Annotated in this window: 23 protein-coding genes and 1 pseudogene; 12 read left to right on the top strand and 12 right to left on the bottom strand. The window is 72.0% G+C overall.

What is annotated here, in order from left to right:
• Positions 1-17 precede the first annotated feature (17 nt).
• From MOTC310_RS05525 to MOTC310_RS05515, 3 genes are all read right to left on the bottom strand, one after another.
• Positions 18-2,900 (bottom strand): EAL domain-containing protein, encoded by a 2,883-nt coding sequence (locus tag MOTC310_RS05525; RefSeq protein WP_331301067.1) that lies wholly within the window; start codon positions 2,898-2,900, stop codon positions 18-20.
• A gap of 386 nt (positions 2,901-3,286) precedes the next feature.
• Positions 3,287-4,558: an efflux RND transporter periplasmic adaptor subunit gene (locus MOTC310_RS05520; protein WP_331301066.1), complete on the bottom strand. Its 1,272-nt coding sequence runs from the start codon at positions 4,556-4,558 to the stop codon at positions 3,287-3,289.
• A gap of 106 nt (positions 4,559-4,664) precedes the next feature.
• Positions 4,665-5,366 (bottom strand): sulfate transporter family protein, encoded by a 702-nt coding sequence (locus MOTC310_RS05515; RefSeq protein ID WP_331301065.1) that lies wholly within the window; start codon positions 5,364-5,366, stop codon positions 4,665-4,667.
• Between the two features lie 167 nt (positions 5,367-5,533).
• On the opposite strand from MOTC310_RS05515, the pseudogene MOTC310_RS05510 reads away from it, so the two are divergent.
• Both MOTC310_RS05510 and MOTC310_RS05505 read left to right on the top strand, forming a co-directional pair.
• Positions 5,534-6,868 (top strand): annotated as a pseudogene (locus MOTC310_RS05510) (flavin monoamine oxidase family protein).
• Positions 6,869-6,955: 87 nt separating this feature from the next.
• Positions 6,956-7,582, top strand: a complete 627-nt coding sequence (locus tag MOTC310_RS05505; protein WP_331290462.1) for a Crp/Fnr family transcriptional regulator — start codon at positions 6,956-6,958, stop codon at positions 7,580-7,582.
• Between the two features lie 18 nt (positions 7,583-7,600).
• On the opposite strand, the gene MOTC310_RS05500 is transcribed toward MOTC310_RS05505, so the two are convergent.
• A complete protein-coding gene (locus MOTC310_RS05500; protein ID WP_331290461.1) occupies positions 7,601-8,599 on the bottom strand; it encodes a 2-hydroxyacid dehydrogenase in 999 nt (332 codons plus the stop codon).
• A gap of 270 nt (positions 8,600-8,869) precedes the next feature.
• Here MOTC310_RS05500 and MOTC310_RS05495 point away from each other — a divergent pair, with 270 nt between their 5' ends.
• Complete coding sequence (locus MOTC310_RS05495; RefSeq protein WP_331301064.1) at positions 8,870-9,433, top strand: SH3 domain-containing protein; 564 nt, start codon at positions 8,870-8,872, stop codon at positions 9,431-9,433.
• Between the two features lie 165 nt (positions 9,434-9,598).
• Here MOTC310_RS05495 and irr read toward each other — a convergent pair whose 3' ends face one another.
• Positions 9,599-10,114: a Fur family transcriptional regulator Irr gene (gene irr, locus MOTC310_RS05490; RefSeq protein ID WP_012319639.1), complete on the bottom strand. Its 516-nt coding sequence runs from the start codon at positions 10,112-10,114 to the stop codon at positions 9,599-9,601.
• A 215-nt stretch (positions 10,115-10,329) separates the two neighbouring features.
• Between irr and fabA the strand changes: the two genes are divergently transcribed.
• From fabA to fabI, 3 genes are all read left to right on the top strand, one after another.
• The gene (gene fabA / locus MOTC310_RS05485) at positions 10,330-10,866 is read left to right on the top strand and encodes a 3-hydroxyacyl-[acyl-carrier-protein] dehydratase FabA (RefSeq protein ID WP_331301063.1); all 537 of its coding nucleotides are present in this window, start codon (positions 10,330-10,332) and stop codon (positions 10,864-10,866) included.
• Between the two features lie 139 nt (positions 10,867-11,005).
• Positions 11,006-12,232, top strand: coding sequence for a beta-ketoacyl-ACP synthase I (gene fabB / locus MOTC310_RS05480; protein WP_331301062.1), 1,227 nt, complete (start codon positions 11,006-11,008; stop codon positions 12,230-12,232).
• Between the two features lie 367 nt (positions 12,233-12,599).
• Positions 12,600-13,430 (top strand): enoyl-ACP reductase FabI, encoded by an 831-nt coding sequence (gene fabI / locus MOTC310_RS05475; RefSeq protein ID WP_331301061.1) that lies wholly within the window; start codon positions 12,600-12,602, stop codon positions 13,428-13,430.
• A gap of 6 nt (positions 13,431-13,436) precedes the next feature.
• On the opposite strand, the gene MOTC310_RS05470 is transcribed toward fabI, so the two are convergent.
• Positions 13,437-13,688, bottom strand: coding sequence for a hypothetical protein (locus MOTC310_RS05470; protein ID WP_331301060.1), 252 nt, complete (start codon positions 13,686-13,688; stop codon positions 13,437-13,439).
• 139 nt (positions 13,689-13,827) lie between these two features.
• Here MOTC310_RS05470 and MOTC310_RS05465 point away from each other — a divergent pair, with 139 nt between their 5' ends.
• Positions 13,828-14,067 (top strand): DUF2188 domain-containing protein, encoded by a 240-nt coding sequence (locus MOTC310_RS05465; RefSeq protein WP_331290454.1) that lies wholly within the window; start codon positions 13,828-13,830, stop codon positions 14,065-14,067.
• A gap of 52 nt (positions 14,068-14,119) precedes the next feature.
• Positions 14,120-15,631, top strand: a complete 1,512-nt coding sequence (locus MOTC310_RS05460) for a DUF6880 family protein (RefSeq protein WP_331301059.1) — start codon at positions 14,120-14,122, stop codon at positions 15,629-15,631.
• Positions 15,632-15,650: 19 nt separating this feature from the next.
• On the opposite strand, the gene MOTC310_RS05455 is transcribed toward MOTC310_RS05460, so the two are convergent.
• Together MOTC310_RS05455 and MOTC310_RS05450 are read right to left on the bottom strand one after the other, a co-directional pair.
• Positions 15,651-16,013: a DUF427 domain-containing protein gene (locus MOTC310_RS05455; RefSeq protein WP_331301058.1), complete on the bottom strand. Its 363-nt coding sequence runs from the start codon at positions 16,011-16,013 to the stop codon at positions 15,651-15,653.
• Entirely contained in the window at positions 16,010-16,900 is an 891-nt protein-coding gene (locus tag MOTC310_RS05450; protein WP_331301057.1) for a methyltransferase domain-containing protein, read from the bottom strand. Before MOTC310_RS05450 ends, MOTC310_RS05455 begins: the two co-directional genes overlap by 4 nt.
• Before the next feature lie 149 nt (positions 16,901-17,049).
• Here MOTC310_RS05450 and MOTC310_RS05445 point away from each other — a divergent pair, with 149 nt between their 5' ends.
• Together MOTC310_RS05445 and MOTC310_RS05440 are read left to right on the top strand one after the other, a co-directional pair.
• Entirely contained in the window at positions 17,050-17,295 is a 246-nt protein-coding gene (locus MOTC310_RS05445; RefSeq protein ID WP_331290451.1) for a hypothetical protein, read from the top strand.
• 27 nt (positions 17,296-17,322) lie between these two features.
• Complete coding sequence (locus MOTC310_RS05440) at positions 17,323-18,084, top strand: ComF family protein (protein ID WP_331301056.1); 762 nt, start codon at positions 17,323-17,325, stop codon at positions 18,082-18,084.
• Between the two features lie 61 nt (positions 18,085-18,145).
• Here the strand turns inward: MOTC310_RS05440 and MOTC310_RS05435 are convergent, their stop codons facing one another.
• Positions 18,146-18,739 carry a GNAT family N-acetyltransferase gene (locus MOTC310_RS05435; protein ID WP_331301055.1) on the bottom strand — a complete coding sequence of 198 codons (594 nt, stop codon included), beginning with the start codon at positions 18,737-18,739 and terminating at the stop codon, positions 18,146-18,148.
• A 295-nt stretch (positions 18,740-19,034) separates the two neighbouring features.
• Between MOTC310_RS05435 and zapE the strand changes: the two genes are divergently transcribed.
• Positions 19,035-20,267: a cell division protein ZapE gene (zapE, locus tag MOTC310_RS05430; RefSeq protein WP_331301054.1), complete on the top strand. Its 1,233-nt coding sequence runs from the start codon at positions 19,035-19,037 to the stop codon at positions 20,265-20,267.
• Positions 20,264-23,239 (top strand): response regulator, encoded by a 2,976-nt coding sequence (locus MOTC310_RS05425; RefSeq protein ID WP_331301053.1) that lies wholly within the window; start codon positions 20,264-20,266, stop codon positions 23,237-23,239. Before zapE ends, MOTC310_RS05425 begins: the two co-directional genes overlap by 4 nt.
• 72 nt (positions 23,240-23,311) lie before the next feature.
• Here the strand turns inward: MOTC310_RS05425 and ubiB are convergent, their stop codons facing one another.
• The 3 genes from ubiB to leuB form a co-directional block, all read right to left on the bottom strand.
• Positions 23,312-24,874, bottom strand: a complete 1,563-nt coding sequence (gene ubiB / locus MOTC310_RS05420; protein WP_331301052.1) for a 2-polyprenylphenol 6-hydroxylase — start codon at positions 24,872-24,874, stop codon at positions 23,312-23,314.
• Positions 24,875-24,905: 31 nt separating this feature from the next.
• Entirely contained in the window at positions 24,906-25,691 is a 786-nt protein-coding gene (gene ubiE, locus MOTC310_RS05415) for a bifunctional demethylmenaquinone methyltransferase/2-methoxy-6-polyprenyl-1,4-benzoquinol methylase UbiE (protein ID WP_020092132.1), read from the bottom strand.
• Between the two features lie 112 nt (positions 25,692-25,803).
• Positions 25,804-26,913, bottom strand: coding sequence for a 3-isopropylmalate dehydrogenase (gene leuB, locus MOTC310_RS05410; protein WP_331301051.1), 1,110 nt, complete (start codon positions 26,911-26,913; stop codon positions 25,804-25,806).
• Positions 26,914-26,963 lie beyond the last annotated feature (50 nt).

Raw genomic sequence — 26,963 nt, 5'->3', positions numbered from 1 at the left:
CGCCGGGCGCGGCGGCGTCAGGCGATCGCCCGGAGCGCGCCGTTCCAGCGGCGGATGACCGAGGCGACCTCGGAGACCGGGACGGGACGGCTGAACAGGTAGCCCTGCACCTCGTCGCAGCCCTCCGCGCGCAGCTGGGCGAGCTGCGCCTCCGTCTCCACCCCCTCCGCGGTGGTCGTCATGCCGAGGCTGGCGCCGAGGCCGATCACCGCCCGCACGATGAAGTCGGTCCCGTCCTTCACGCACAGGTCGCGCACGAAGGACTGGTCGATCTTGATCTTGTCGAAGGGGAACGAGCGGAGATAGCTGAGCGACGAGTAGCCGGTGCCGAAATCGTCCATCGCGACGCGCACGCCCAGCGCGCGGAGGCTGTGCAGGATCGCCGTCGTGGCACCGGGATTGGCCACCAGGACCGTCTCGGTGATCTCCAGCTCCAGCCGCCGGCCCGGCAATCCGGTGCGCCGCAGCGCCTCGCGCACGGCGGTCACGAGGCTCGCCGACGTGAACTGCACCGCGGAGACGTTGACGGCGACCTTGAGCTCGTCCGGCCAGCGGGCGGCCTCCTCGCAGGCGCGGCGCAGCACCCACTCGCCGAGCGGCACGATCAGCCCGAGCTCCTCGGCGATCGGGATGAACTCCGCCGGCGAGACGAAACCGCGGACCGGATGGTTCCAGCGGAGCAGCGCCTCGAACCCGCAGATCCGGTCCGTCTCGAGGCTGTAGATCGGCTGGTAATAGACCTCGAACGCCTCCCGGGCGAGGGCGTCGCGCAGATCGCGCTCCATTACCCGCCGCGCCTTAAGGCGGGCATCCATGGCGGGCTCGAAGAAGCGGAACCCGCCGCGGGCCTCGGCCTTGCCGCGATCGAGGGCGACCTCGGCGTTCTTCAGGAGCTTGTCCGCGTTCGATCCGTCGCCCGGGGCGAGGGTGATGCCGATGGTGAGTCCGACGCTGATCGTGTGATGGGTGAGGCTGTAGGGCGCGCTGACGACCTCGATGATGCGGCGCGCGAGGATGGCGGCATCCTCGGGCCGCTCCACGCCGCGCTGGACCACGATGAACTCGTCGGCCCCCAGCCGGGCAACGCAGTCGATCTCGCGCACGCAGGCGGTCAGCCGATTCGCGACCGCGACGAGCAGTTCGTCGCCGATCCCGTGGCCGAGGGTCTCGTTGACCGGTCGGAAATGGTCGAGGTCGATCGCGAAGACCGCGAAGCCCTGGTCGCGCCCGGCCTGGGCCACGGCCATGTCGATCTGCTGCCCCACCGCCACCCGGTTGGGCAGGCCGGTCAGCATGTCGTGATGGGCCATGAAGGCGATGCGGGCCTCGGCCCGGTGGCGCTCGGTGACGTCCTCGTAGGTGGCCACGAAGCCGCCATAGGCGGCCTCGCGCCGGTCGATGGCGACGATGCGGCCGTTGCTCAGCTCCTGGAAGTGCGTCTGCCAGGCGCCGTTGCGGAAGGCGTCCCGCTGCTGGCGCAGCAGGGCTTCGAGATCGCAGCCCGGATGGTTGCCGGCCGCGAGGCTGGCGCTCAGGACCTCGTGCGCGGTCATGCCGGGCACGACCGCGCCCGGCGGCAGGCCGTAGATCTCGCTGTAGCGACGGTTGACCACCATCAGCCGGCTCTGCGCGTCGAAGAGGCAGAGCCCCTGGGACATGGTGTCGAGGGCGGCGTCGAGGCGCAGGTTGGTCTGGGTGAGGCCGTGCTCCTGCTCCTTGAGCAGGCTGATGTCGCTGCACACCGCGACGAAGCCGCCCTGCCGGGTGGCGCTGCGACTCACCCGCAGCCAGCGGCCGTCGGCCAGCCGGACGTCACCGTCCCCGGCCAGGGCTTTTAAGCAGTCCTCCGGGAGGTCCAGGCGGCGGCCCCGCGGCCCGTCCGCAATCCCTGTCAGGGACAGACCGGCCTGGATGGCGGCATCGAGACCGTCGAAGAAGCGCAACGCCTGCGCGTTGGCCAGGGCGATCCGGCCGTCGGCATCCACGACCACGACGCCTTCCCGCGACGTCTGCAAAGCGTCCGTGACCAGCGCTTCGGCGCCCCGGCGCTGGCTCACCTCGCGCAGCGTCAGCGCGCGGATGGTCGACCGCATCGCCGCCAGGGCGTTCAGCAGCCTGCTCAGTCCGTCGCAACCGGCGGCCGGAACGCGATCCTCGCGCTGACCGCCCGCGATCCGTTCGGCCGCCTCCGCCACCGCGCTCACCGTGCCGTTGATGCGACGGGTGAGCAGCCAAGCGATCAGCCCGCAGGCGATGGCCGCGAGGATTGCCGCGGCGGCGTGCCACCGCATCGCGCCCATGACGCGCTGCCGCGCAGCCTGCCTGAAGGTGAAGCCGTCGCCGGCCACGACATTGACGAGCAGATCGAGCTGGCCGTCGACGGCGTCAGCCTGTCGATCGAGAGCCGCCGCTTGGTCCGGCCGCACCGTCGCGGGATCGAGTTCGCGGCGCAGGTTCTCCCAGGACGCCACGGCCGCCTGGACGGCCTCGATCGTCCGCGCCGCCCGTTCGGACCGGGCCCGCTCGGCCGCGATGGTGAGATCCTCGGCCAGAAGCGCCGAGAGATCGGTGATGTCCGAATCGCGCTTCGCCGCCTCGACACCGTCGCGGGACTGCATCCGCCGGATGAGGGTGGCGCGCATCTTGGCGAAGTCGGCCGCCGCCGCCCGGGCGAAGCTGATCGACGTCAGCGATTCGTCGTGGGTGCGGGTGACGAGCGCGCCGATCTGCTTGATCGCCAAGCCCCCGGAGAGTGCGAGCGCACCCAGGAGCACGCCGACACAGAGGAACGCGACGCCGATCGCGGCGGGAAGCGAAGTGCCGCGCCGAGCGAGCGCCACGGCCGCGCGGGAGCGCCCTGCTCGGTCTCCGCCGTCCGTCGGCGTTTCGGGATCTCGCATCGCACCGGTCGCCGCGTCACACGTGCCGTCGGGGATAAATGGCACATGTTAAGAGGCGCTTAGCCGGCAGCCTCGAGCATTCGGACCGGATCCCCAGGCCAATCAGGCAGCGGTCGATAGATCACGCCTGGTCGAAGCCATGACCCGACAGATCCTCGCCACCGCGTTCCCGCGCGCGAACAGATCCTCGCGACCCGGCGAAGGTTTTCATCTTGATCGATACACGTTTCAGAGCCGGACCTAACCGTGCCGCCCGGGCGCGATGCTCATGTCGACGGCTCGAACCGGGTCATCGACCGGTATCCGGCACGCCAGCGGCCGTTTCCGGGCACTCGGACGACCTCAGCACGGAAGGCGCGGCCGGCGCGCGTGGCCGAGCCCGGCGGTCACCGCTGGGCCGAGCGGAGCGGCCCAAGCGGCGGGGACTTCAGGGGCTCGACCGACTGGCCGTCGCGCAGGTCCGGGGCGGGGCTGTAGATGATCCGGCTGTCGGCAGTCAGCCCCGATTCCAGCTCCAGCGCGCGCCCCAGATCGCGCCGCACGCGGATCGTCCGCCACGTCACCCGGTCGTCGTCGCTCAGCGCGGCGACCTGCAGGCCGTTGGCGTTGAAGACCGTCGCCTCGGCTGGGATCGTCACGCCGGGCTCGGTCCGGGGTATCTTGAGGGTCACGTAGGCGTAGAGCCCGGCCCGCAGCGCCCGGTCGGCATTGGGCACATCCACCTGGGTGGTCAGGGTGCGCGACGCCGCGTTCAGCGCGACGGAGCTGCGCTCCACGAAGCCCTCGAAGCGGCGTCCCGGCATCTGCGGGACGGTGATCGAGGCCTGAACACCCGGCTTGACCCCGACGGCGTCCTTCTGCGGCACGTTGACGGTGATGCGCAGCAGGCTGTCCTGATCCATGCTCAGGAGCGGCGTGCCGCCGTTATCCGCCCGGACGAGATCCCCGACATCGACGTTGCGCACCGTCACGACCCCGTCGAACGGTGCCACGACCCGCTCGAAGGCGGTGAGCGCCTTCAGGCGATCGACCGCGGCCTCCTGCGCCTTGATGTTGGCGGTGGCGACCTTCACGCCGGCCTCGGCGGCCGCGAGCGCCGCGGCCTGGCTGAGCACGCCGGCCTGGGTGTTGTCGGCGTTCTGCCGCGAGGCCCAGCCCTGGACGGCCAGCGTGCTGGTGCGGTTGTTGGTCAGGTTGGCGAGGTTGACGTTGGCCCGGGCCTGCTCGACCTGCGCCTGCGCCTGGAGCAGCTGCGCCCTCAGCTGGCCGACCTGCGCCTCGGCCTGGGCGAGTTGCTGGTCGAGATCCGGTGCGGCGATGCGCAGGAGAAGGTCGCCGGCCTTGACCCGTGATCCGATATCGACCCGGCGTTCGGCGATGTAGCCGGTGGCGCGCGCGGCGATCGCCGCCGTGGTGAAGGCCTGCATCTCGCCGGGGAGCACGAGATCGAGGGGGCCCTCGGCCCGCGCGGCCACGACGGTGCGCACCTGCGGCACGAGCGTCTCAATCCGCTCCAGCGTCGCGGTCGCCTCCACGTCCCGCTGCCAGTGGCCGTAGGCGCCCCAGGCGAGCAGGCCGAGTCCGGCGAGGCCGACGAGCAGGAACGGGGCCTTGCCGGGCGGCGGGGGGACGTCCGCGCCCGCGTCGTGCGCCTTCATCGATCGGCTCTCCGCCCCGGACATCCGGCCGGGTCACTGTGAAGGTAGCGGCCGGCGTCCGGGCCGGCCAGCGTGTGGATTGGCCGCATCGACGTTTCGCGTCGGGCTAAGGCCGCGGGCCGGCCACCAGCAGGCGCCGGCTGAGGCGCTTGTGCAGGTGGACCATCAGGGCGATCCCGAAGAGGGGCGTGAGCAGGTTGAGGATCGGGACGATCATCAGCGCGGCCAGCAGGCAACCGGCGCCGAGCGTGCGGACCGAGAAGGCGCGGCGCATCTCGGCGGCCTCGGCGAGGGGACGGAACCGGGCCGCCGCCATCTCGAAATACTCGCGGGAGAGCAGGTAGGCGTTCGCGGCGAAGAACGCCGCGATCCCGATGACCGGGACGAAGAAGATCACCAGCGCCGCGAGGTTCACCAGCAGCGTCACACCGGCGAAGCGCACCGCGTAGAGCATGGCGGTTCCGAACGGCATGGCCCGCCCGGGCGGCTCGTTCGGGAAATCGGTGCGCTCGACGATCTCGGCCGCGTCGTCGAGGAAGAAGCCCGCCACCAGGATCGAGACCGCCGGCATCAGGTAGGCGAGGGCCACGACCAGCCCGAAACCCGCCAGGTAGTAGGCGAGGCTGTCGAGGATCGGGTACTGGGCGGAGATGTGGTGGCTCGCCTGGAAGGCCTGGATCAGGCGGGTCAGGCCGAGCCAGATCAGGAGCAGGAGCCCGACCGTCAGGCCGAGGGATTTCCACAGGATCGCGCGCAGCGGCGGCGAGAAGGTCTGGCGCAAAGCCGCCGCGGCGGACTCGACGAGCATCTGGCGAGGGTTCCGGCCTGCGCCGGAAGCGGCGCTGGCGCGTTGTGAGGCCGTGCGGCGACCGGTGCAAGATCGGGATCCGCCGCAGGGGCCAGAGGGTGCGGGGAGCACGCGTGCAGGACACGACACGACAGGTCTCAGGGCCGCGGGCGCCCGATCGCCGCTGGATCGACCCGGTCGTCCGGCCCGCCTACAGGCCGCGCCTCGCGCCGCTGCCCGAGCGGCCGGAGGTTCTGGTGATCGGCGCGGGCGCCGCCGGGATCGGCGCGGCCCGGACCCTCGCGGCCCGGGGCGTGTCCATCGCGGTGCTGGAGGCGCGGGACCGCGTCGGCGGCCGCGCCGTGACGGTCGCTCTGCGCGGCCACGCCCTCGATCTCGGGGCGCACTGGCTGCATGCCGGGCCGATCAATCCCCTCGTGGCGCTGGGACGGGCGCGGGGCGAGCGGCTCCGCCGGGCGGCGCAGGAGAGCCATGTCTGGGTCGGGGGCCGGCCGGGCCGTGCCGAAGAGGTCCGGGCCAACGGCCGTGCCTTCGACCGATGCGGCGAGCCTAGCGCCCGCCGCTCCCGCGTCGCAACACCCTGCTCTCACGACAAAAGGGTTGGTCGAAGGTTGGTTGCGGTGCTTAAAGATCGTTAGCAATCTTATCACGCCGCCGATTTTGGCCTATTACTCAGACATGCCACGCCGCGTTTTCTACCGGATCATTTTCCCAGCCTGGAGTACGGCGACAACTATTTCCTCGCCGACGGCTACGGCAGCTACCTCGCCCGCCTCGCGGACGGGCTCCCGGTTGCGCTGGCGACGCCGGTGACGCGGGTCGACTGGTCGGGCGGCCGCGTCCGCGCGACCGGTGCGGACGGGATCGAGTACGCGGCCCGGGCGGTGATCGTGACGGTGCCGATGATGGTGCTCCGGGACGGGCCGACCTTCACGCCGCCGCTGCCGGACGCGATTCGCGCGGCCATCGACGGCTTCACCACCGGCATCTACGAGCACGCGGTGCTGCACTGGCCGTCGAGCCCGTTCCGCGGCCGCGACCGGCTGGCGGCGATCCACGGCGGCCGGCACGCGCCGCCGGGCCTTCTCACCCGCATCGACGACACGCCGTTCCACTATTACGAGCTCGACCTGCACGAGGCCGCGGCGATCGACGCCGCCGGGTCCGGCGCGGACGGCGTGCGCCGCCACGTCCGCGCCGTCCTCGCCGCGCATTTCGGCCGGTCGCGGCTGCGCGACCTCACGATCCCGGCGGTGAGCGCGTGGCGCCACGACCGGTGGTCGCGCGGCTCGTGGGCCGTGGTCCCGCCGGGCCACGCGCCGGCGCGGCAAGCCCTCCGCGGCTCCGTCGCCGACACGGTCTGGTTCGCCGGCGAAGCCCTGTCCCGCGAGCAATGGGGCACGGTCGGCGGCGCCTACGAGGAGGGCGTCCGGGCCGCCGAGGCCGTGTCCGCCCTCGTGCCGAGGGGCGCCGCGGAACGTATCCGGGCGGGCACAGGCTGAGGCGGGCGGGCCGGTGAATCGGCCCGGGCGCTTGCCGCCGCCGGACAAGACGGGCATCCCCCGGCCGAAACGCTTCAGGGGGCGGCGATGGATTGGGTCGAGGGCATCGGCTATCTCGGGACGGCGCTGACCATCTCGGCGACGGCCATGAGCACGATGATCCCGCTGCGGATCATCTCGCTCTGCGCGAGCTGCGCGGTGATCACCTACGGCATCATGATCGGCAGCATGCCGGTGGTGCTGACCGAGCTGATCCAGATGCCGTTCAACGCCTACCGCCTCTGGCAGATGCTGCGCCTCGTCCGCGACGTGGAGACGGCCGCCGACAACGACCTGTCCCTGGAATGGCTGCGGCCCTTCGGCTCCCGACGCCCGTTCGGCATCGGCGAGGTGGTGTTCCGCAAGGGGGATCTCGCCAACGAGATGTACTACATCGAGAGCGGTGTATTCCGGATCCCAGAAGTCGATCTCGAGGTGCGCCAGGGCGGCATCGTCGGCGAGCTGGGCCTCCTGTCGCCGGGCAACGCCCGCACCGCCTCGCTGGTCTGCGTCGAGGCGGGGCACGCGCTGTGCGTGTCCTACTCGGACGTGAAGCAGCTCTACTACCAGAACCCGGAATTCGGGTTCTACTTCCTCAAGCTGACCAGCGAGCGCCTGTTCCAGGGCGTGCAGGGCATGGCCAAACCCCAGGCGGTGACCGGCGACGCGCTGTGAGGCGCCGCCGTCCGCCGCTCAGAGCATGCTCGGCAGGATGCGGTCCGGCGGCCGGTGGCCGTCCATGAAGGTCTTAATGTTGATGATGACCTTCTCGCCCATGTCAGTGCGGCTCTCGTAGGTCGCCGAGCCCATATGGGGCAGGAGGACGACCTTGCCCTGGCGGGCGAGCTTGACCAGCCGCGGGCTGACCGCGGGCTCCTGCTCGAACACGTCGAGTCCGGCCGCCGAGACATCGCCGCCCTCGATCAGGCGCGCCAGGGCGTTCTCGTCGATCACCTCGCCACGGGCGGTGTTGACCACGATGGCCTCGGGCTTAAGCAGCTTGAGCCGACGCGCCGAGAGCAGGTGGTAGGTCGCGGGCGTGTGCGGACAGTTCACCGACACGATGTCGACGCGCGCCAGCATCTGGTCGAGGGATTCCCAGTAGGTCGCGTCCAGCGCGCTCTCGATGGCGGCCGGCACCCGGCGGCGGTTGTGGTAGTGGACCTGAAGGCCGAAGGCGCGGGCGCGCTTGGCCAGCGCCTGGCCGATCCGGCCCATGCCGACGATGCCGAGGCGCTTGCCGGTGATGCGCCGGCCGAGCATCCAGGTCGGCGACCAGCCGGTGGTCCACTCGTCGTCCGGGATGATGCGCGCGCCCTCGGTGACCCGGCGGGCCACCGCGAGGATCAGCGCCATCGTCATGTCGGCGGTGTCCTCGGTCAGCACGCCGGGCGTGTTCGTGACCGTGATGCCGCGCTCCAGCGCCGCCGCCACGTCGATGTGGTCGACGCCGTTGCCGAAATTGGCGATCAGGCGGAGGTTCGGGCCGGCCTGGGCGATCAGCCCGGCATCGATCTCGTCGGTCACGGTGGGGACGAGCACGTCGGCCTCGCGCAGGGCCGACGCCACCGCGTCCGCCGCCATCGGCGCGTCCTCGGAATTGAGCCGGACGTCGAACAGCTCGCGCATCCTCGTCTCGACGGCATCCGGCAGGCGCCGCGTCACGACCACCAGCGGCTTGCGCTTCGACACGTCTCTCTCCCCGTCAGCCCAGCGGGCCTGATTGCGGCTCGCGCCCGGCGGCTCCCGCCCGGACCGCTTCCCGCAAGCGTCCGTTAACCGAACTCGGCCAGACAGGATCGGTCACGAGGCGCCGGTTCCGGAGCCTGTTCCGACCCATCGGCCTCTCTACCAGAGGTGGGCCGGAACACAATCGGATGCGGACCGGTCCGCGCGTCGAACCGGCCCCGCTCTCGTCATGTCCGGCGCCCATGAACGCCACGTCTGGATAGGGAGACGACCATGCGCGTGCCACGCCTCAGCCTCGCCGTCGCGGCGATGCTGGCCGGCGGTCTCGCGACCGGTGCCGGCGCGGCGCCGCCCGCGGGCCCCGAGGCCGGGATCGGGCCGGTCACCAAGCTGCCGCTGCCGCGCTACGCGAGCCTGAAGACCGATCGCGTCAACCTCCGCGAGGGTCCCTCGAAGGATCACCGAACCCTGTGGGTGTTCCAGCGGGCCGGCCTTCCGGTCGAGATCGTGGGCGAGTTCGAGACCTGGCGGCGGATCCGCGATTCGGAGGGCACCGAGGGCTGGGTGCTGCACTCGCTCCTGTCCGGACGCCGGACCGCGATCGTGAATGCCGGCCCGGACAAGGGACCCGAGAAGGCGTCCGTGTCGCTGCGGGCCAAGGCCGACGACGGCGCCGACGACGAGGCCAAGCTCCAGACCGGCGTGATCGGAAGCGTCAAGAGCTGCACCGGCACCTGGTGCCGCATGATCGTCGCGCTCCCGAACAAGCGGGATGTGGACGGCTACATCCGCCAGAACCGCCTGTGGGGCGTCTACCCGAACGAGGTCGTGGAGTAGCGGCCGGCGCGGTCGACGACGGCGCCCGGGCCGTCATTCCGCGGCCGCGCGGCGGGAAACTGGACCCGGAACCGTCGAGGCCCCCGGGACGGCGCGGCCTGAAAAAGCGAAGGCCCGGACGATGCCGGGCCTCGCGTCGCTTGTGAGGGGTGGTGAGGCTCGGCCTCAGCCCTGGCGGCGGCCCGCCGGCCGGCTGCGGCGGAGGCGAACGATCACCTCGACCCCGGCGATCTCCATGCCCTCGGGCGCCTCGGGCAGCGAATCGACCGTGATGCCGCAATCCGGCATGTCGATCACCTGGCTCTCGTCCTCCAGGTAGAAATGGTGGTGCTCGGTCGGGTTCGTGTCGAAATAGGCCTTCGACCCGTCGAGCGCGAGCTGGCGCAGGAGCCCGGCCTCGGTGAACTGGTGCAGGGTGTTGTAGACCGTCGCCAGCGATACCGGCACCTTGGCGCGCATCGCCTCGTCGTAGAGCATCTCGGCCGTCAGGTGGCGGTCGCCGCGCCCGAAGAGCAGCCAGCCCAGCGACAGGCGCTGCCGCGTCGGCCGCAGGCCGGCCCGACGCAGGCGATCGCGCAGGTCGGACAGCGGGCAGCCGCGGCGCGGAGTCCCGTTGGCCTCCAGCTGGGGGGCGGGGACCCGGCCGTTGAAGACGGCCTGGAATGGCACCGGTTCGGACATTGCTGGACTGAACGCTCGACGAGGGGCCGCAAGGAACGGATGTCTCCTCAGTATATTGAAGTGGTCGGACAGTCGCAACCCGAGCGTTGCCGCACTCCCGCGGCTGCAGGCTTTGAAGGCGCGGCGCCCCGTGCTAACCCGCGCGCCAGCCGACGGGCCGAGTATAGTCGCCCGCGACGCGAAGATCGCGCACATCCGAGGAAACAGCCACCGCAATGCCGCCAGACGCCGAGACACAAGCGCAGGGTGCGAACCGCCGGTCGCACTATTCCTACGAGGATCTTCTGGCCTGCGGGCGCGGCGAACTCTTCGGACCCGGCAACGCGCAGTTGCCGCTGCCGCCGATGCTGATGTTCGACCGGATCACGTCCATCGGGACCGAGGGCGGCGCCCACGGCAAGGGCCACGTGACGGCCGAGCTCGACATCCGGCCGGACCTCTGGTTCTTCCCGTGCCATTTCCAGGGCGACCCGGTCATGCCGGGCTGCCTCGGCCTCGACGCCCTGTGGCAGATGCTGGGATTCCACCTCGGCTGGCTCGGCTCGCCGGGCCGCGGCCGCGCCCTGGGCGTGGGCGAGGTGAAGCTCGCCGGCCAGGTGCTGCCGTCGATCAAGAAGGTCATCTACAATGTCGACGTGAAGCGGGTCCGGCAGGGCAAGCTCGTGCTCGGCATCGGCGACGGCTGGCTCGAGGCCGATGGCGAGCGCGTCTACCAGGTCCAGGACATGCGCGTCGGCCTGTTCCAGAGCTGAGCCGCGCCGCCCGGCGTCCGGTTTGCGGCTCGGCCGCAACGCCGGACGGTCTCGGCGGTTGAGATTGTGTCCGCGTCACCTTAGCTGACCGGGACGCGGACCGGGCGACCGGGACCGCGACGGAGGTAGTGTCACCATCATGCGCCGTGTCGTCATCACCGGGATGGGCATCGTCTCGTCCATCGGCAACAACACGCAGGAGGTGCTCGCCTCCCTGCGCGAGGCTCGCTCGGGCATCGCGCGCGACGCCAGCTACGCCGAGCATGGCTTCCGCAGCCAGGTCTCGGGCGCGCCGACCCTCGATCCCGAGGGCGTCGTGGACCGTCGCGCCATGCGCTTCCACGGCGGCGGCACCGCGTGGAACCACGTCGCCATGGATCAGGCGATCCAGGATGCCGGCCTGGAACAGGGCGACGTCTCGAACGAGCGCACCGGCATCATCATGGGCTCGGGCGGCCCCTCGACCCGGGTGATCGTCGAGGCCGCCGCCATCGCGCGGGACAAGGGCCCCAAGCGGATCGGCCCGTTCGCCGTGCCGAAGGCGATGTCGTCGACCGCGTCGGCGACGCTGGCGACGTGGTTCAAGATCCGCGGCGTGAACTACTCGATCTCCTCCGCCTGCGCGACCTCGAACCACTGCATCGGCAACGCCGCCGAGATCATCCAGGGCGGCCGGCAGGACATCATCTTCGCGGGCGGCTGCGAGGACCTCGACTGGACCCTCTCGGTGCTGTTCGACGCCATGGGCGCCATGTCGTCGAAGTACAACGACACGCCGTCCCGGGCCTCCCGCGCCTACGACGCGAACCGCGACGGCTTCGTCATCGCGGGCGGCGCGGGCGTGCTGGTCCTCGAGGAGCTGGAGCACGCCAAGGCGCGCGGCGCCCGGATCTACGGCGAGGTCGCGGGCTACGGCGCCACCTCGGACGGGCACGACATGGTCGCGCCGTCGGGCGAGGGCGCCGTGCGCTGCATGCGCCAGGCGCTGGTCGGGCTGAAGGGCGCGCGGATCGACTACATCAACCCGCACGCCACCTCGACCCCGGTCGGTGACGACAAGGAGATCGAGGCGATCCGCGAGGTGTTCGGCCGCGGCGAGGATTGCCCGCCGATCTCGGCCACCAAGTCGCTGACCGGCCATTCCCTGGGCGCGACCGGCGTCCAGGAGGCGATCTACAGCCTGCTGATGATGAACAACGGCTTCATCTGCGAGAGCGCGCATATCGACACCCTCGATCCGGCCTTCGCCGACATGCCGATCCTGCAGCAGCGCCGGGACAACGCGCAGCTCGGGCACGTGCTGACGAATTCCTTCGGCTTCGGCGGCACCAACGCCACCCTGGTCCTGAAGCACGTCGACGCCTGATCGCCCGGCGCGGAACCGCCGGCCGAAGGCCGGCGTTTACACGTCGTTGAGATCTGGTGGTGGTGATGGGGACATTCATCTTGGGAACGCTGGGCGGCCTGATGATCGCCGGCGTCGCCGCGATTTACGCGAAGCAGGTCGCGCTGGAGGAAGCGGAGACCCACACGGACGGGCATTTCTGAGCCCGGCCGCCGCGCCACCGTCGCCCCGCCCGCCGGCGGGGCTTTTTTTTGCCCGTCGCCGGACACCGCCGCGTTTGGAACGCGGCGCGAGCCGCGTTAAGGCAGCCTGCCGCGGTTCGCTCGTCGCGACCCCGGTCCGGGCTCGCTTCGCGGGTCCGGCGTGCTCGGTCAGGATGTGAGTCGGCATGACGGGTTTGATGGCGGGCAAGCGCGGCCTGATCATGGGCGTCGCGAACGATCACTCGATCGCCTGGGGGATCGCGAAGGCGCTGCACGAACAGGGCGCGCGACTGGCCTTCACATATCAGGGCGAAGCCCTCGGCCGCCGGGTGGCGCCGCTCGCCGCCAAGCTCGATTCGGATATCGTGCTGCCCTGCGACGTAGAGGATCTCGCCTCCGTCGACGCGACCTTCGAGACGCTCGACGCGCGCTTCGACGGCGGCCTGGACTTCGTGGTCCACGCCATCGGCTTCTCCGACAAGGCGCAGCTCAAGGGCCGCTACGTCGACGTGACGACGCGCGAGAACTTCGTGCGCACCATGACGATCTCGTGCTTCTCGTTCACCGAGATCGCGCAGCGCGCGGCCAAGCGCATGGGGCCGGGCGGCTCGCTGCTGACCCTGACCTACGGCGGCGCGACCCGGGTCATGCCGAACTACAACGTCATGGGCGTCGCCAAGGCGGCGCTGGAGGCCTCGGTGCGCTACCTCGCGAGCGACCTCGGCCCCGACGGGATCCGGGTCAACGCGCTCTCGGCCGGCCCGATGCGGACGCTGGCGGGCGCCGGCATCGCCGACGCGCGGCTGATGTTCAACCACCAGCGGGCGCACGCACCGCTGCGGCGCACGGTCAGCCTGGACGATGTCGGCGGTTCGGCCCTCTACCTGCTGTCGCCGCTCTCGGGCGGCGTGACGGGCGAGGTCCACTTCGTGGATGCCGGCTACAACATCATCTCGATGCCGCGCCCGGACGTGCTCCAGGCCCAGGACGCGGCCGGCGTCGTCGGCGACGCCTGAGGCGCCTCACTCCTCCGGGATACGCCCCGGGGGGAGGGGACCGGCCGGGGTCCCGCGCTCGCCGCGGACCGACCGCCGCTCCCGCGCGGCGCGCGCCTCCTCGGGCGAGGGCGGCGCGGACGGGTAGTTCGACGCGAAGGGGTTGGGCGGCGCCCCGCGCCCGGAGCCGCCGAACAGCTTGTCGAGGAAGCCCTCCTCGGCGCTCGCCGGACGGGCGACCAGGAGGAGGGCGAGGGCGAGGATCGGTCGGAGCTGCATCGTCGTCGCCTGCGTGCCGGGACCGCGCCGGGTTAGGTCCACTTTCCGGCGGATCGGAGGCCGAGGCCCCGTCAGCTGGAACCGCGGCGCGTCCGGCGGGTTCGCGCTCAACGATGATTGGGCGCGTACAGGAGGCGTGATGTCCGAGGTTACCTATCGCATCGTCGAGCACGACGGCGGCTACGCCTACAAGGTCGGCGACGTGTTCTCCGAGACCTTCCCGAGCCGCGAGGAGGCGCTGCAGGCGGCGCAGGCCGCGGCTGCGGAGCAGCAGGTCCCCGGCTCCACCGAGGGCATCCGTTACCAGGATCAGGCCGGCGGCTGGCACGACGAGACCGCGCAGGGCAGCGACCGGCCCCGTGCCCGGGTCGTGGAGTAGCCGCGACGGACGGGACGGCCGTGCGGGATCGGACGCATCGACGGGGGCCATCGTGGCGCGCGCGCGGCGTGTGATCCCCCCGGCTGCGCCCGCGGCCCGCGCGGCGCCCGCCCTGCCGAAGGGCGCGCGCCGGACGACCCCGTCGCCGGAGACGCTGGCGGCGCTCGGCCCGGACCGTCTGATCGCGCTGATCCTCGGCGAGACCGGGCGCAACCCGGCCTTCAAGAAGCTGGTGAGCGCCGCGCTCGCGTCGCTCCAGGGGCCCGAGGCCGTCGCGGCGATCGTCGACCGGCGGCTCACGGCCCTTGAGGGTGCCCAGGGCTACATCGACTGGCAGAAGCGCCGGACCTTCGCGGCCGACCTCAACACGACCGTGACGGTGATCCTCAACGAGTTGCGGCCCCTCGATCCCGGAGCCGCGCTCGACCGGCTCCGGCGCTTCCTCGACGGCGCCGACGCGGTGCTGAACCGCGTGGACGACAGCACCGGCGCCGTGCAGGGGGTGTTCGACCGCGCCGCCGCGGCCTTCGTGGAGATCGCGGGATCCCTGCCGCCGGAGGACGCCGCCGGGCTGGCCGCGCGCCTCGTCGAGCCCTTCGCGGCGGATCCGTTCGGACCCCTCGGAACCGTCCTCGGCGACCTGATCCCGGCGCTGCCCGCGCCGGCCCTCGCCGAGATCGACGACCGGCTCGCGGCCACCGAGGCCGCCATGCCGAAGGGGGGCGATCCCCGCCGCGAGGCGACCCATCACCGGCAGGCGGCCCGGATCCAGATCCTGCGCCTGCGGCAGGCCATCGCCGACCGGCGCGGCGATCCGGACGCCTTCGTCGCCCTGGAACAGGCGGTGCTGCCGGGGCGGGAGAACCGCGTCGCGATCGCCCGACGCCTGCTCGATTCCGGGCGCGCCGCCGAGGCTTTGGACTGGATCCGGCGCATGCAGGATCCGGGCATGCGCATCGCCACCCGGGCCGACCTGATCGCCGGCTTCGATCTGCGCGGACCGGAACGGGAGCGGCAGGCGCTGGAGATCGAGATCCTCGACGCGCTCGGCCGGGGCGACGAGGCGCAGGCCCTGCGCTGGGGGTGGTTCGAGCGCGAGCTCGACGCGCCGATGCTCCGGACCTTCCTCGCCAAACTTCCGGATTTCGAGGACGAGGAGGCGCTCCGGCGCGCCCTCGACCACGCCGAGGCCTTCCCGCAGCCGCACCGGGCTCTCTCGTTCCTAGCTTCCTGGCCGGATCTGCGGCGGGCGGCCGCGCTGGTCGTCGCGCGGCCCGAGACCTGGCAGGGTGACCAGTACGCGGTGCTGGCGCCGGTCGCCGAGGCGCTGGCCCAGGATCATCCCCGGGCCGCCACGATCCTGTACCGCCGCCTTCTCGACTCCATCCTGGAGACCGGCCGCAGCGCCGCCTACCCGCACGGGGCGCGCTACCTCGCCGACCTCGACGCCCTGGCCGCAGGTCTCGCGGCCGGCGACGTCATCCCGGATCCGCAGGCCTACCGCGCGGCCCTGCGGCAGGCGCACGGCCGCAAGCACGCGTTCTGGAACCTGGTCCGCGACTGAGCCCGATCGGATGACCGGCTCAGTCGTCCAGCGCGATGGCGTCGACCCGGTCCGGATAGAACGCCACGTGTTGCCGGATCGCCGCGACGGCAGGGTAGGGGTCCCCGTAGCTCCAGACCGCGTCGGGGCGCCGGGTCCCGTCGACGACGAGATCGAAATAGTGGGCGTCGCCCTTGTACGGGCAGTGGCTCGTCCGCCGCGACGCGACGAAGAACTCGGGGCGGATATCGCTCCCCGGCACGTAGAAGACGGGCGGGTACCGCGCCTCCTGCAACCGCAGGGCGTTCCGGGTCTCGGCGACGGCCACGCCCGCCACGACGACGCGGACGCGGCGGGGCTCAGGCTCGACGGTGATCGGGTGGTCCGGTCCTGGCACCTTCACGGCGTGCGCCCTCCCTCAGGCTTCAGCTCGACGGTCCCGAGCGCGTCGGCGAGGCGTGTTTTCGCGGTCCCGGGCCTGAGCGGCTTCTGCTGGGTCTCGTGCGGCACCCAGCCCGAGAGCCACAGCACCTCGAAGGTCGCCCGCACGCGGCCGTCCGGATCCGAGAACCGCTCGGCGTAGATTTCGGCCGTGCGCAGGAGCGTCGCCCGCCGCAGCGGCGTCCGCCGCCGCTCGGTGAGCACGTTGGTCATGCCCATGGCCCGCAGGTCGCGCATCAGGCCGAACGGGTCGGCGTAGCGGACCGTCAGCGTGTCGGTGTCGGCCACCGGCAGCGCGAAGCCCGCGCGCTGCAGCAGGGCGCCGGCCTCGCGCACCGCCGCGAAGGGCGCCACGCGCGGACTGACCCCGCCCTCGACCTCGCTCTCGGCCTGGGCGAAGCTCTGGCGCAGCTCGGTCAGGGTCGCGCCGCCGAGCAGGCAGCCGACGAACAGGCCGTCGGGCCGCAGGGCGCGGCGCAGCTGGATCAGCGTGCCCGGCAGGTCGTTCACGGCGTGGAGGGCCAGCAGCGAGACGGCGAGGTCCAGGCTCGCCGTGGCCAGCGGCAGCGCCTCGGGATCGCCGACGATCAGGTCGCCGCCCGGCTCGGGCAGGGATGCGAGGCGGAGATGCCGCGCCGCCGGATACCGGGCGGCGAGCGGCCGGGTCGCCACCGGGAGCGGCGTGGCGAGGTCGAGCACCGAGACGAAGTTGCGCAGGACGGCGCCGAGCCGGTCGTCGAGATCCTCGGCGAGCCGGTCGAGGAGGAAAACCGGGTAGCCCAGGCGGCCGGCCCGGGCGAGGCGGCGGCGGGCGAGGGGCGTGTCGAACAGGGCGGCGGGAGCATCCATCGGAGGGCAGATGGCATTTGACATCGCCGCGCGCCACCGCCCCCGCGCACGGTCGCGTGAGCTGCGCTAGGATCAGGGAACGACTCGGCAGCGTCGCTGTTCCTGCTGCAACCGGCCCAACGGCCGAGATTCCTCATGGAGCACAAGTCATGAAGCGCATGCTCGTCGGGGCCGCCGTGGCCCTCACCGCCCTCGCCGCCGCGGGTGGCGCCGAGGCGAAGGGCTGCATCAAGGGCGCCATCGTCGGCGGCGTGGCGGGTCACTATGCCGGCCATCACGGCCTCCTCGGCGCCGCTGCCGGCTGCGCCATCGGCCGCCACCGCGCCAATGCCCGCGACCGCCAGGTGGACCAGCAGCAGATGGCGCCGCAGGCCCGCCCCGTCTCAGCTCGTTGAGCGAGGCTCGCGCGGCGCGCGCCGCGCATGACGGCCCTCCAGGCCGTTGCCACGGCCCTGCGCGGTCTGCCGCGCGGGGTCGTCTCCCTGATCTACCCACCCACCTGCGCGGGTTGCGGCGGTGCCACCGCCGATCCGGGCGCCCTCTGTCCAGCCTGCTGGTCGGGCCTGCGCCTGATCGAGGAACCCGTCTGCCAGCGCTACGGCACGCCCTTCGCCGTCGATCTCGGGGTCGGCCCGCTCGTGTCGCCCCGGGCGATCGCGGAACCGCCGGTGTTCGGACGTGCCCGGGCGGTCGCCCTCTACGATTCCGTCGCGCGGCGGCTCGTCCACCGCCTCAAATACGAGGATCGGCTCGATCTCGCCGGCGTCATGGCGCGGATGATGGCCGCGAGCGGACGGACCCTGATCGCCGAGGCCGAGTGCCTGGTTCCGGTACCGCTCCACCGCGGGCGTTTGTGGCGGCGGCGCTTCAATCAATCCGCCCTGCTGGCGCAGGCGATCGCCGGTCCGGCAGGTCTGCCGTTCGTGGCCACGGCGCTGGTGCGCGCGCGCGCGACCCGGTCCCAGGTCGGCTTGAGCCGCGCGGCCCGAGCCGAGAATCTGAGCGGGGCCTTCCGGGTGACGGCCGCGGAACAGCATCGCGTCCGCGGGCGCCGGGTTCTCCTCGTGGACGACGTCATGACCACCGGCGCCACCGGCAACGCGGCCGCGCGCGCGCTGCTGCGCGCCGGAGCGGCCTCCGTGGATCTCCTGACCTTCGCGCTCGTCGGCGACGCCGCCGGCTGAAGGCCTGCCGAAGAGGGTCGGTCGCCGGGCCCGAAGCCGCGTCCGGCCCCAGCGCCGGGCCTCATCGCCCAGCCTGGATCCGCTCCGGGAAGCTCGCCGCCAGGGTGAAGTCGAACGCCTCCGCGATCCCCTCGTACCAGAGCGAGAACGGCGTCGGGCGCGCGAGGTGCAGGGCGCCCTCTATCTCGCGACCCTCGTGCTGGAGCGCCGCCCCGTGCTTGGCCGCGAGCCGCAGCATCGGGCCGTTGCCGGACAGGCAGCGGACGTGGAGATCCTCGACGCCACGATGCCGCGCCGAGCGGGCGATCCGGGCGAACAGGGCGGCGCCGATGCCCCGGCGGCGGAAGGTCTGCTCGACCGCGAACGCCGCCTCCGCGCTGGGGCCCAGGGCGTAGCGGGACGCGCCGGGGCCCATCGGCCGCAGCTCGCCGAGCCCGCGCAGCACGCCGCCCACGAAGGCGCCGTACATCACGCCCTCCGCGGTCAGGGCCTGCGCGGCGTAGGCGCGGATTCCGGCCTCGCTGACATTGCCCATGAAGCGGCTCGCCCGGGTCTCCGGGTCCAGCCGCAGGAAGTAGTCGAGGACCGCCGCGCGGTCCGCCGGCCAGAGACGCCGGATGGTGTGGGCCGGCCCATCGAGGGCTTGTACCGCCATGATGAAGCTCCGGTTCTTGCGCGCTGCCGCGCGGGATGATCCGGACGCTCCTCCCAGAGACCGCCGGGATGTCGCATTCCCGTATCCATTGTGCAATGCAGCGGAGCGCGGGGGCGGTCGTCCGCGCGTCTGCCATGCGCGGGACCGATGGGACGCTTCCCTGCGGCTGTTCGGCCGCGGGGTTGATTCGGGCCGAGCTTGCGCGGCACTGGGACGGGCCCCGGGTCGTTGACCGCCGACGCGGGCGTCGGGGGTGCCGAACCGGTGCCGCGGCCAGCAGCGAGGAACCGGCGGCGTGAACGACAGATCCGGCAAGTCCATCGCCCCGTCGCCGGCGGCGCTCGCCGGCGCGGTCTCGCCCGGCCCGGTCCACGAGCGCTACGAGGCGCTGGTGGCCACGGGCGCCATCGAGCGCGATCCGGCCCAGGGGCACTTGGTGCGCGCCCTCGACCGGCTGGTCCTCGACCTCCAGCGCCGCAAGCGCGCCAGCAAGACGAGCGCTCTGGGATGGCTGTTCCGCCGCAAGGACGAGGCAGAGCCGATCAGGGGCCTGTACATCTGGGGCTCGGTCGGGCGCGGGAAGACCATGCTGATGGACCTGTTCCACGAGGCGGCGCCGGAGCCGAAGCGGCGCGTCCATTTCCACGGCTTCCTGGCCGACGCCCACGAGCGCATTCACGCCTACCGGCAGGCGCTGAAAGCCGGCACCGTCAAGGGTGACGACCCGATCGGACCGGTGGCCGACCAGCTCGCCGACGAGGCGACCTTGCTGTGCTTCGACGAGTTCACCGTCACGGACATCGCCGACGCGATGATCCTGGGACGCCTTTTCAACCACCTGTTCCGGCGGGGCGTGACGGTCGTCGCGACCTCGAACGTCGAGCCGGACCGGCTCTACGAGGGCGGCCTCAACCGGGCGCTGTTCCTGCCCTTCGTGGCGACTCTGAAGGAGCGCGTGAAGGTCGTCCGGCTCGATTCCCGGACCGATTTCCGGCTCGAGAAGCTCGGCGGCGCGGCCGTCTACCATGTGCCGGCCGACGCGGCGGCGCGCGCGGCCCTCGACGCCGCCTTCAAGGCGCTGACCGGCAAGGCCCGCGGCCTCCCGGCGACGGTCACGGTCCACGGCCGGGCCGTGGCGGTCCCGGAGCAGGCGAGCGGCGTGGCCCGGTTCGGTTTCGACGATCTCTGCCGCCAGCCCCTCGGCGCCTCCGACTACATGGCGCTCGCCCGCGCCTACCACACGGTGATTCTGGACGGGATCCCGGTGATGGGGGAGGCGGAAAGGAACGAGGCCAAGCGCTTCATCACGCTGGTCGACACGCTCTACGACCGGCACGTGAAGCTCGTCGCCTCCGCGGCCGCCGAGGCCCAGGACCTCTACACCGCCCAGACCGGCCGCGAGGCGTTCGAGTTCGATCGGACGGTCTCGCGCCTCATCGAGATGCGATCGCGGGAATATCTCGGCCAGCCGCACGGCCGGCCCGATTCCGAGGCGTCGGGCGCCAGCACCGGGCTGGTGGAGACGTGAGCGCCCCGTCACGCGCCGGGTCGATCTTCGGCCTGCGTCGGCGGAACTGGCGCGGTGCCGGCCCGCTGAGCTGGCTCTTGGGCTCCCCGGCGGCCTTCATCCTGCTGATCGTAGCCCTGGGCAGCGGCACGGCCAATTACCTGACCGGCGAGGCCGACCGCGCCGCGACCGCCCGGGCGAACGCCACGATCTCCGGGATTGAGCGCCTGATCTCCGAGGTCAAGGACATGGAGACCGGCGAGCGCGGCTACGTGCTGGTCGGCAGCGAGGATTATCTCGGGCCCTACACGACCGCGCTCACCAAGATCGATACGGAGCTGACCGGCCTCGGCGCGGCCGCGCAGGATCCGGTCCGGTCCGGCGGCCCGACCCTCGCCGGGCTGATCGCGCGGAAGCGCGACTTCGCCGCCCGGGTGGTGGAGGCGCGGCGGAACCGGGGCTTCGACGCCGCCACCGACCTCGTGCGCACCGGCGAGGGCAAGCGCCTGATGGACGCGATCCGCACCGAGGCGGCGGCCCGCCAGGACGCGACCGTCCAGCAGCTCGCCAGCCTCCAGGCGCGCGAAGGCTGGCGCGGGCTCCTGCTGTTCCTGCTCTCCGCGACGGCGGCCCTCGGGGCGATCGTGCTGCTGGCGCGCCTCGCCCTGGTGCGGCGGCAGGAATCCCTGCGCATGTCGCGGCTCCTCGACGGCGTGCTCGCCAACGCGCCGGTGGGGCTCGGCTTCCTCGACCGCGACCTGAAGATCCGGCACATGAACCGGGCGCTCGCCACGATGAGCGAGCGCGGCTTCGGGGCCGATCTCGGCGCGCCGATCTGGGCCATGCTCCCGACGCTGCGGGAAGAGCTCGCCCCGAAGCTCGACGCGGCCCTGAAAGAGGGCTTGGTCTCACCGAACGTGCCGGTGGCGGTACCGGCCCCCTCGGCCCCGGGGGGCATCCGCCACTTCTCGATGAGCTTCTACCCGCTCCGGGGCGACGAGAATGCGACGGCCGACCGGCGCGTCGAGGGCGTCGGCCTCGTGGTGGTCGACGAGACCATCCGCCACCTCGCGGAGGCTCGGCTGCGGCGGAGTGAGGAGCGCTTCCGCTCGCTGATCGAGGCGAGCGCCGCCATCGTCTGGACCGCCAATCCGGAAGGCAGCCTGCACCGCCGCCAAGTGGCCTGGACCCGCTTCACCGGCCAGGACGAGGCCGCCTACGCGGGACTGGGCTTCCTGGACGCGATCCATCCCGAGGACCGCGCGCACACCCGGGTCGCGTGGTCGCGCGCGGTCGGCATCCTCGAGCCCTACGCCACCGAGCACCGGATCCGCACCGCCTCGGGGGCCTACCGGCACATGAGCGTCCGCGCCGTGCCGATCCTCGAACCCGACGGCAGCCTGCGCGAGTGGGTCGGGACCCATACGGACATCACCGAGCGCAAGGAAGCCGAGGCCGCGATCGAGGCGGCGCGCGCGGCCGCCGAGGCCGCCAACGCGGCCAAGAGCCAGTTCCTGGCCAATATGAGCCACGAGCTGCGCACGCCGCTCTCCGCGGTGATCGGCTACGCCGAGATGGTGCAGGAGGAGCTGCAGGATATCGGCGAGGCCGATCTCGTCACCGACATGAAGAAGATCGAGACCAACGCCCGGCACCTCCTCGGCCTGATCAACGACGTGCTCGACATCTCGAAGATCGAGGCCGACCGGGTCGAGATCTACGCGGAGGATTTCGACGTCGCCGCCGTGGTGCAGGAGGTCGCCGTCACGGTCGAGGGTCTGATCGCCAAGAAGGGCAACGCCCTCGCGCTGGAGCTGGAGCCAGAGCTGGGCATCGCCCACACCGACGTCACCAAGCTCCGCCAGTGCCTGATCAACCTGTTGAGCAACGCGGCGAAGTTTACCGAGAACGGCCGGATCACCCTGGCGGTCGGCTGCGCCGACGGCACCCTGCGCTTCGCCGTGACCGATACCGGCATCGGCATGACGCAGGAGCAGGTCGGCAGGCTGTTCGAGCGCTTCACCCAGGCCGACGCCTCCACGACGCGCCGGTTCGGCGGCACCGGGCTCGGCCTCGCGATCACCCGGGCCTTCGCCGAGATGCTGGGCGGCACGATTGCCGTGGAGAGCCGGGAGAACGCGGGCACCACCTTCACGCTCGCCCTGCCGGCCCGCTTCGTGGCCGGCAATGACGAGGGTGGGGAGACGGCCGGCCCGGATACCGGCGACCGCGGGACGATCCTGGTGGTCGACGACGATGCCGCCACCCGGGACCTGCTGGCGCGCTTCCTGGAGCGCGAAGGCTTCTCGGTGACGGTCGCCGAGGACGGGCGGCGGGGGCTCGAACTCGCCCGCAGCCTGCACCCGCGGGCCGTGCTCCTCGACGTGACCATGCCGCAGATGGACGGATGGGCGGTGCTGCGCACCATCCGGGCCGATCCCGAGATCGGCACGACACCGATCGTGATGGTGACGGTGCTGGACGAGCAGAACCTCGCCTTCTCCCTCGGCGCCACCGACTACCTGCAGAAGCCGATCGACTGGGGCAACCTGCGGCAGATCGTCGACCGATTCCGCCCCGCTTCGGGCGACGGCGCGATCCTGGTCGTCGAGGACGAGGCGGACGTGCGGGGGCATGTCTGCGCCTATCTCGCGCGCGAGGGCTTCCCGGTCCGCGAGGCCGAGAACGGGCTGAGCGCCCTGGCCGCCCTGGAGACGGACCGGCCCTCCCTGATCCTCCTCGACCTGATGATGCCCGAGATGGACGGCTTCGCCTTCCTCAGGGCGCTGCGGGAACGCCCGGAGAGCCGCGACGTGCCAGTGGTGGTGCTCACCGCCAAGGACATCACGGCCGAGGACCGGCGCCGTCTGGCCGGCCAGGCCGACCGGGTGCTCGCCAAGGGCTCGACCGGACTCCATGAACTCGCCCGCGCGCTGCGCGCCCTGATCCCCGCGACGGAGGACGAGCCTGTCTCGGGAACCGGAGCGGGCTGAGCGCGCGGCGCGGCTCGCCGCCCGCGGCCGCGGCGCGCGATCATCGGTGCCGGGCCGGGGCCGGGTGCGGGGTCAGAGCCCCCGGAACGCCAGCATCAGCGCGCCGACGGCGATCCCCCACAGGGCCAGCGTCAACCAGATCGCGCGCTGACGCTCCTGGCGGGCAAAATGCTCCAGGCGACGGGCATCGCCCGTGCCGGCCTCGTCGAGGCGGACCAGCACGCGCTTCAACCGCGTGGCGAGGTCGGGAATGTCGCTCACCACGTCGGAGACCACCCGCAGGGCTTCGAGCCCGCTCTGCGCGCGGCCGACCGGGCCCATGTTGCGGGCGATCCAGGCGCGCACGACCGGCTCGGCCGTGGTCCACATGTCGAGACGCGGATCGAGGGAGCGGGCCACGCCCTCCACCACCACCATGGTCTTCTGGAGCATCACCAGCTCGGTGCGGGTGCTCATGTCGAACAGGGCCGTGATGTCGAACAGCAGGGTCAGGACCTTGGCCATCGAGATCTCGTCGGCCCGGCGCTGGTGGATCGGCTCGCCGATGGCGCGGATCGCCTGCGCGAAATCCTCCACGGAATGGTGGGCCGGCACGTAGCCCGCCTCGAAATGGACCTTCGCCACACGGCGGTAGTCGCGCAGGATGAAGCCCAGCAGGATCTCGGCGAGGAAGCGGCGCTCGTTCGGGCCGAGGCGGCCCATGATGCCGAAATCCACCGCCACGAGGCGGCCCTCGGCGTCGACCAGCAGGTTCCCCTGGTGCATGTCGGCGTGGAAGAAGCCGTCGCGGATCGCGTGCCGCAGGAAGCTCTGGATGACGGTCCGCCCGATCGTCTGCGGATCGTGTCCCCGGGCGGCGAGTTCGGCCGCGCTGTGGAGGCGGGTGCCCTCGATCCACTCGGCCGACAGCACCTCCCGGGCCGTCAGCTCCCATTCCGGCCTCGGCACGCGGAAATCGGGATCGTCCTTGGTGTTCTCGGCGAGTTCGGAGGCGGCCGCCGCCTCCAGGCGGAAATCCATCTCCATCAGCACCGAGCGGGCGAGAATCTCCACCACCTCGCGCGGGCGCAGCCGCTCCGCCTGCGGCGACAGGGCGTGCACCACCCGGGCCATGAAGCGCATGACCTCGAGGTCGCGCATGAACCGCTCGCGGACGCCGGGCCGCATCACCTTCACGGCGAGCGCGCGCTGCGTGCCGTCGGGATCCTGCACGATCGCCTTGTGGACCTGCGCGATCGAGGCGGCCGCGATCGGCTCGCTGAACGAGACGAACAGGGCGCTCACGGGCTTGCCGAGGGCGGCCTCGACCGTGCGCAGCGCGACCGCCTGCGGGAAGGGCGGCACCCGGTCCTGCAGCTTCTCCAGGTCGAAGGCCGCGCGCACGCCGACGATGTCGGGCCGCGTCGCCAGGAACTGGCCGAACTTCACGTAGGACGGGCCGAGGCGGGTCATCGCCGCCGACAGCCGGGCGGCGCCGTCGTCGAGGCCCGGCCGCTCGAGGGTGCGCCCGATCCGCAGGGCGAGCCGCAGGTGCGGCGGCAGCTCGGAGGGATCGGCGAAGGCAAGGGCGCCCTCGCGGGCCAGCACGAAGCCGACCCGCGCGCCGCGGAACAGGTTGACGGCGGCGCTGATCACCGGAGCTGGCTCCCGTCGCGCGCGGCGGCGGTCAAGAGACCTTCCAGCCCGAATGGATCGCCACGATCCCGCCCGTCAGCGCCCGGTCGGTGACGTGCCGGAAGCCCGCGCGCTCGATCATGCCCGCGAAGGCGCCGCGGGTCGGGAACTTCCGGATCGACTCCACGAGGTAGCGGTACGACTCGGCATCGCCGGCCACCCGGGCGCCGATGCGCGGGATCACGTTGAACGAGTAGGCGTCGTAGATCCGGTCGAGCAGCGGGATGTCGACGGCGGAGAATTCCAGGCACAGGAAGCGCCCGCCGGGCTTCAGCACCCGCCGCGCCTCGGCGAGGGCCGTCTCGATCCGCGGCACGTTCCGGATGCCGAAGGCGATCGTGTAGGCGTCGAAGGACGCGTCCGGCAGCGGCAGGGCCTCGGCGTTGCCGGTCACGAAGGCGATCCGGTCGCCGGCCTCGTCGACCTTGCGCTCCCGCGCCCGCTCCGCGCCGACGCGCAGCATCGACTCGTTGATGTCGAGGACGGTGACGCGGGTGCGCGGACCGCCCGCGGCCAGCACCCGGAACGCCACGTCGCCGGTGCCGCCGGCCACGTCGAGATGCGCGAAGGCGCGGTTCTGCGGCGGCCGCAGCATCGACACGAGCTGCGCCTTCCAGGCCCGGTGCAGGCCCGCCGACATCAGGTCGTTCATGATGTCGTAGCGGCGGGCGACCGAGTGGAAGACGCTGTCGACGCGCCCCTGCTTCTCGTCGAGCGCCACGCGCTCGAAGCCGAAATCCGCGCTCGCGCGCTCAGACGCCCCGTCTCCGGCCTTCATGACGCTCCCAATCCTCGATGGGCGCGTCATAGCGAAGGTCGAGCCCGACCGCCATGCGTCCAAACACGCGGCTGGGGATCGCCCGGGTGCTGCGACGCGCCGGAGACGTGTCTCAGCCGACCCGGGCGCGGAGCGCGTCCGCCACGGCGGTGGCCATGGCGCGCGTGCCCATCGGGTTGGCGCCCGCGCCGGCGATGTCGGCGGTGCGCGCGCCGCCCGACAGGGCGTCGGTGATGGCGCCGTCGAGGGCGTCGGCGGCGTCGCCGAGGCCGAAGGAGTAGCGCAGGCACATGGCGAGCGAGCCGATCATGGCGATCGGGTTGGCCTTGTCCTGGCCGGCGATGTCGGGCGCCGAGCCGTGGACCGGCTCGTAGAGCGCGCGGCGGAGGCCGCTCGCGTCGACCGCGCCGAGCGAGGCCGAGGGCAGCATGCCGAGGGACCCGGTGAGCATGGCGGCGATGTCGGAGAGCACGTCGCCGAACAGGTTGTCGGTCACCAGCACGTCGAACTGCTTCGGCCGGCGCACCAGCTGCATGGCGCAGTTGTCGGCCAGGATGTGCTCGAGCTGCAGGTCGGCGTAGTGCTCGGCATGCACCTTGGTGACGACCTCCTTCCAGAGGACGCCGGACTTCATCACGTTGTGCTTCTCGGCCGAGGCGACCCGGCCCGAGCGCTTGCCCGCGAGGTCGAAGGCCACATGGGCGATCCGCTCGATCTCGGCCGTCGTGTAGACCTGGGTGTCCACCGCCCGCTTGGAGCCGTCCTCCAGCGTGGTGATCTCCTTCGGCTCGCCGAAATAGACGCCGCCGGTGAGCTCCCGCACGATCATGATGTCGAGCCCCTCGACGAGCTCGCGCTTCAGCGCCGAGGCCTCGGCCAGGGCCGGGTAGCAGATCGCCGGGCGCAGGTTGGCGAAGAGGTCGAGCTCCTTGCGCAGGCGCAGCAGGCCGGCCTCGGGACGGTTCTCGTAGGCGACGCCGGCCCATTTCGGACCGCCCACCGCGCCGAGCAGGATCGCGTCCGCGTCCTTGGCGCGCTGCAGCGTCGCGTCCGCCAGCGGGACGCCGTGCGCGTCGAGGGCACTGCCGCCGACGAGGTCGGTCTCGGTCTCGAAGGTCGCGAGCCCGGTCTCCTTGAGGGTGTCGAGCACCACCTGCATGCCGCCGGCGACCTCCGGGCCGATCCCGTCGCCGGGGAGGAGCAGGAGCTTGTAGCTGGCCATGACGGTCTCGCGGTTCTGGTCTCGACGTGCCGGCGGGCTTTATCGACGCT

This window comes from Methylobacterium oryzae (genome assembly GCF_036441375.1).
Classification (GTDB): domain Bacteria; phylum Pseudomonadota; class Alphaproteobacteria; order Rhizobiales; family Beijerinckiaceae; genus Methylobacterium; species Methylobacterium oryzae_A.
This window is presented reverse-complemented; position numbering and strand designations above follow the sequence as displayed.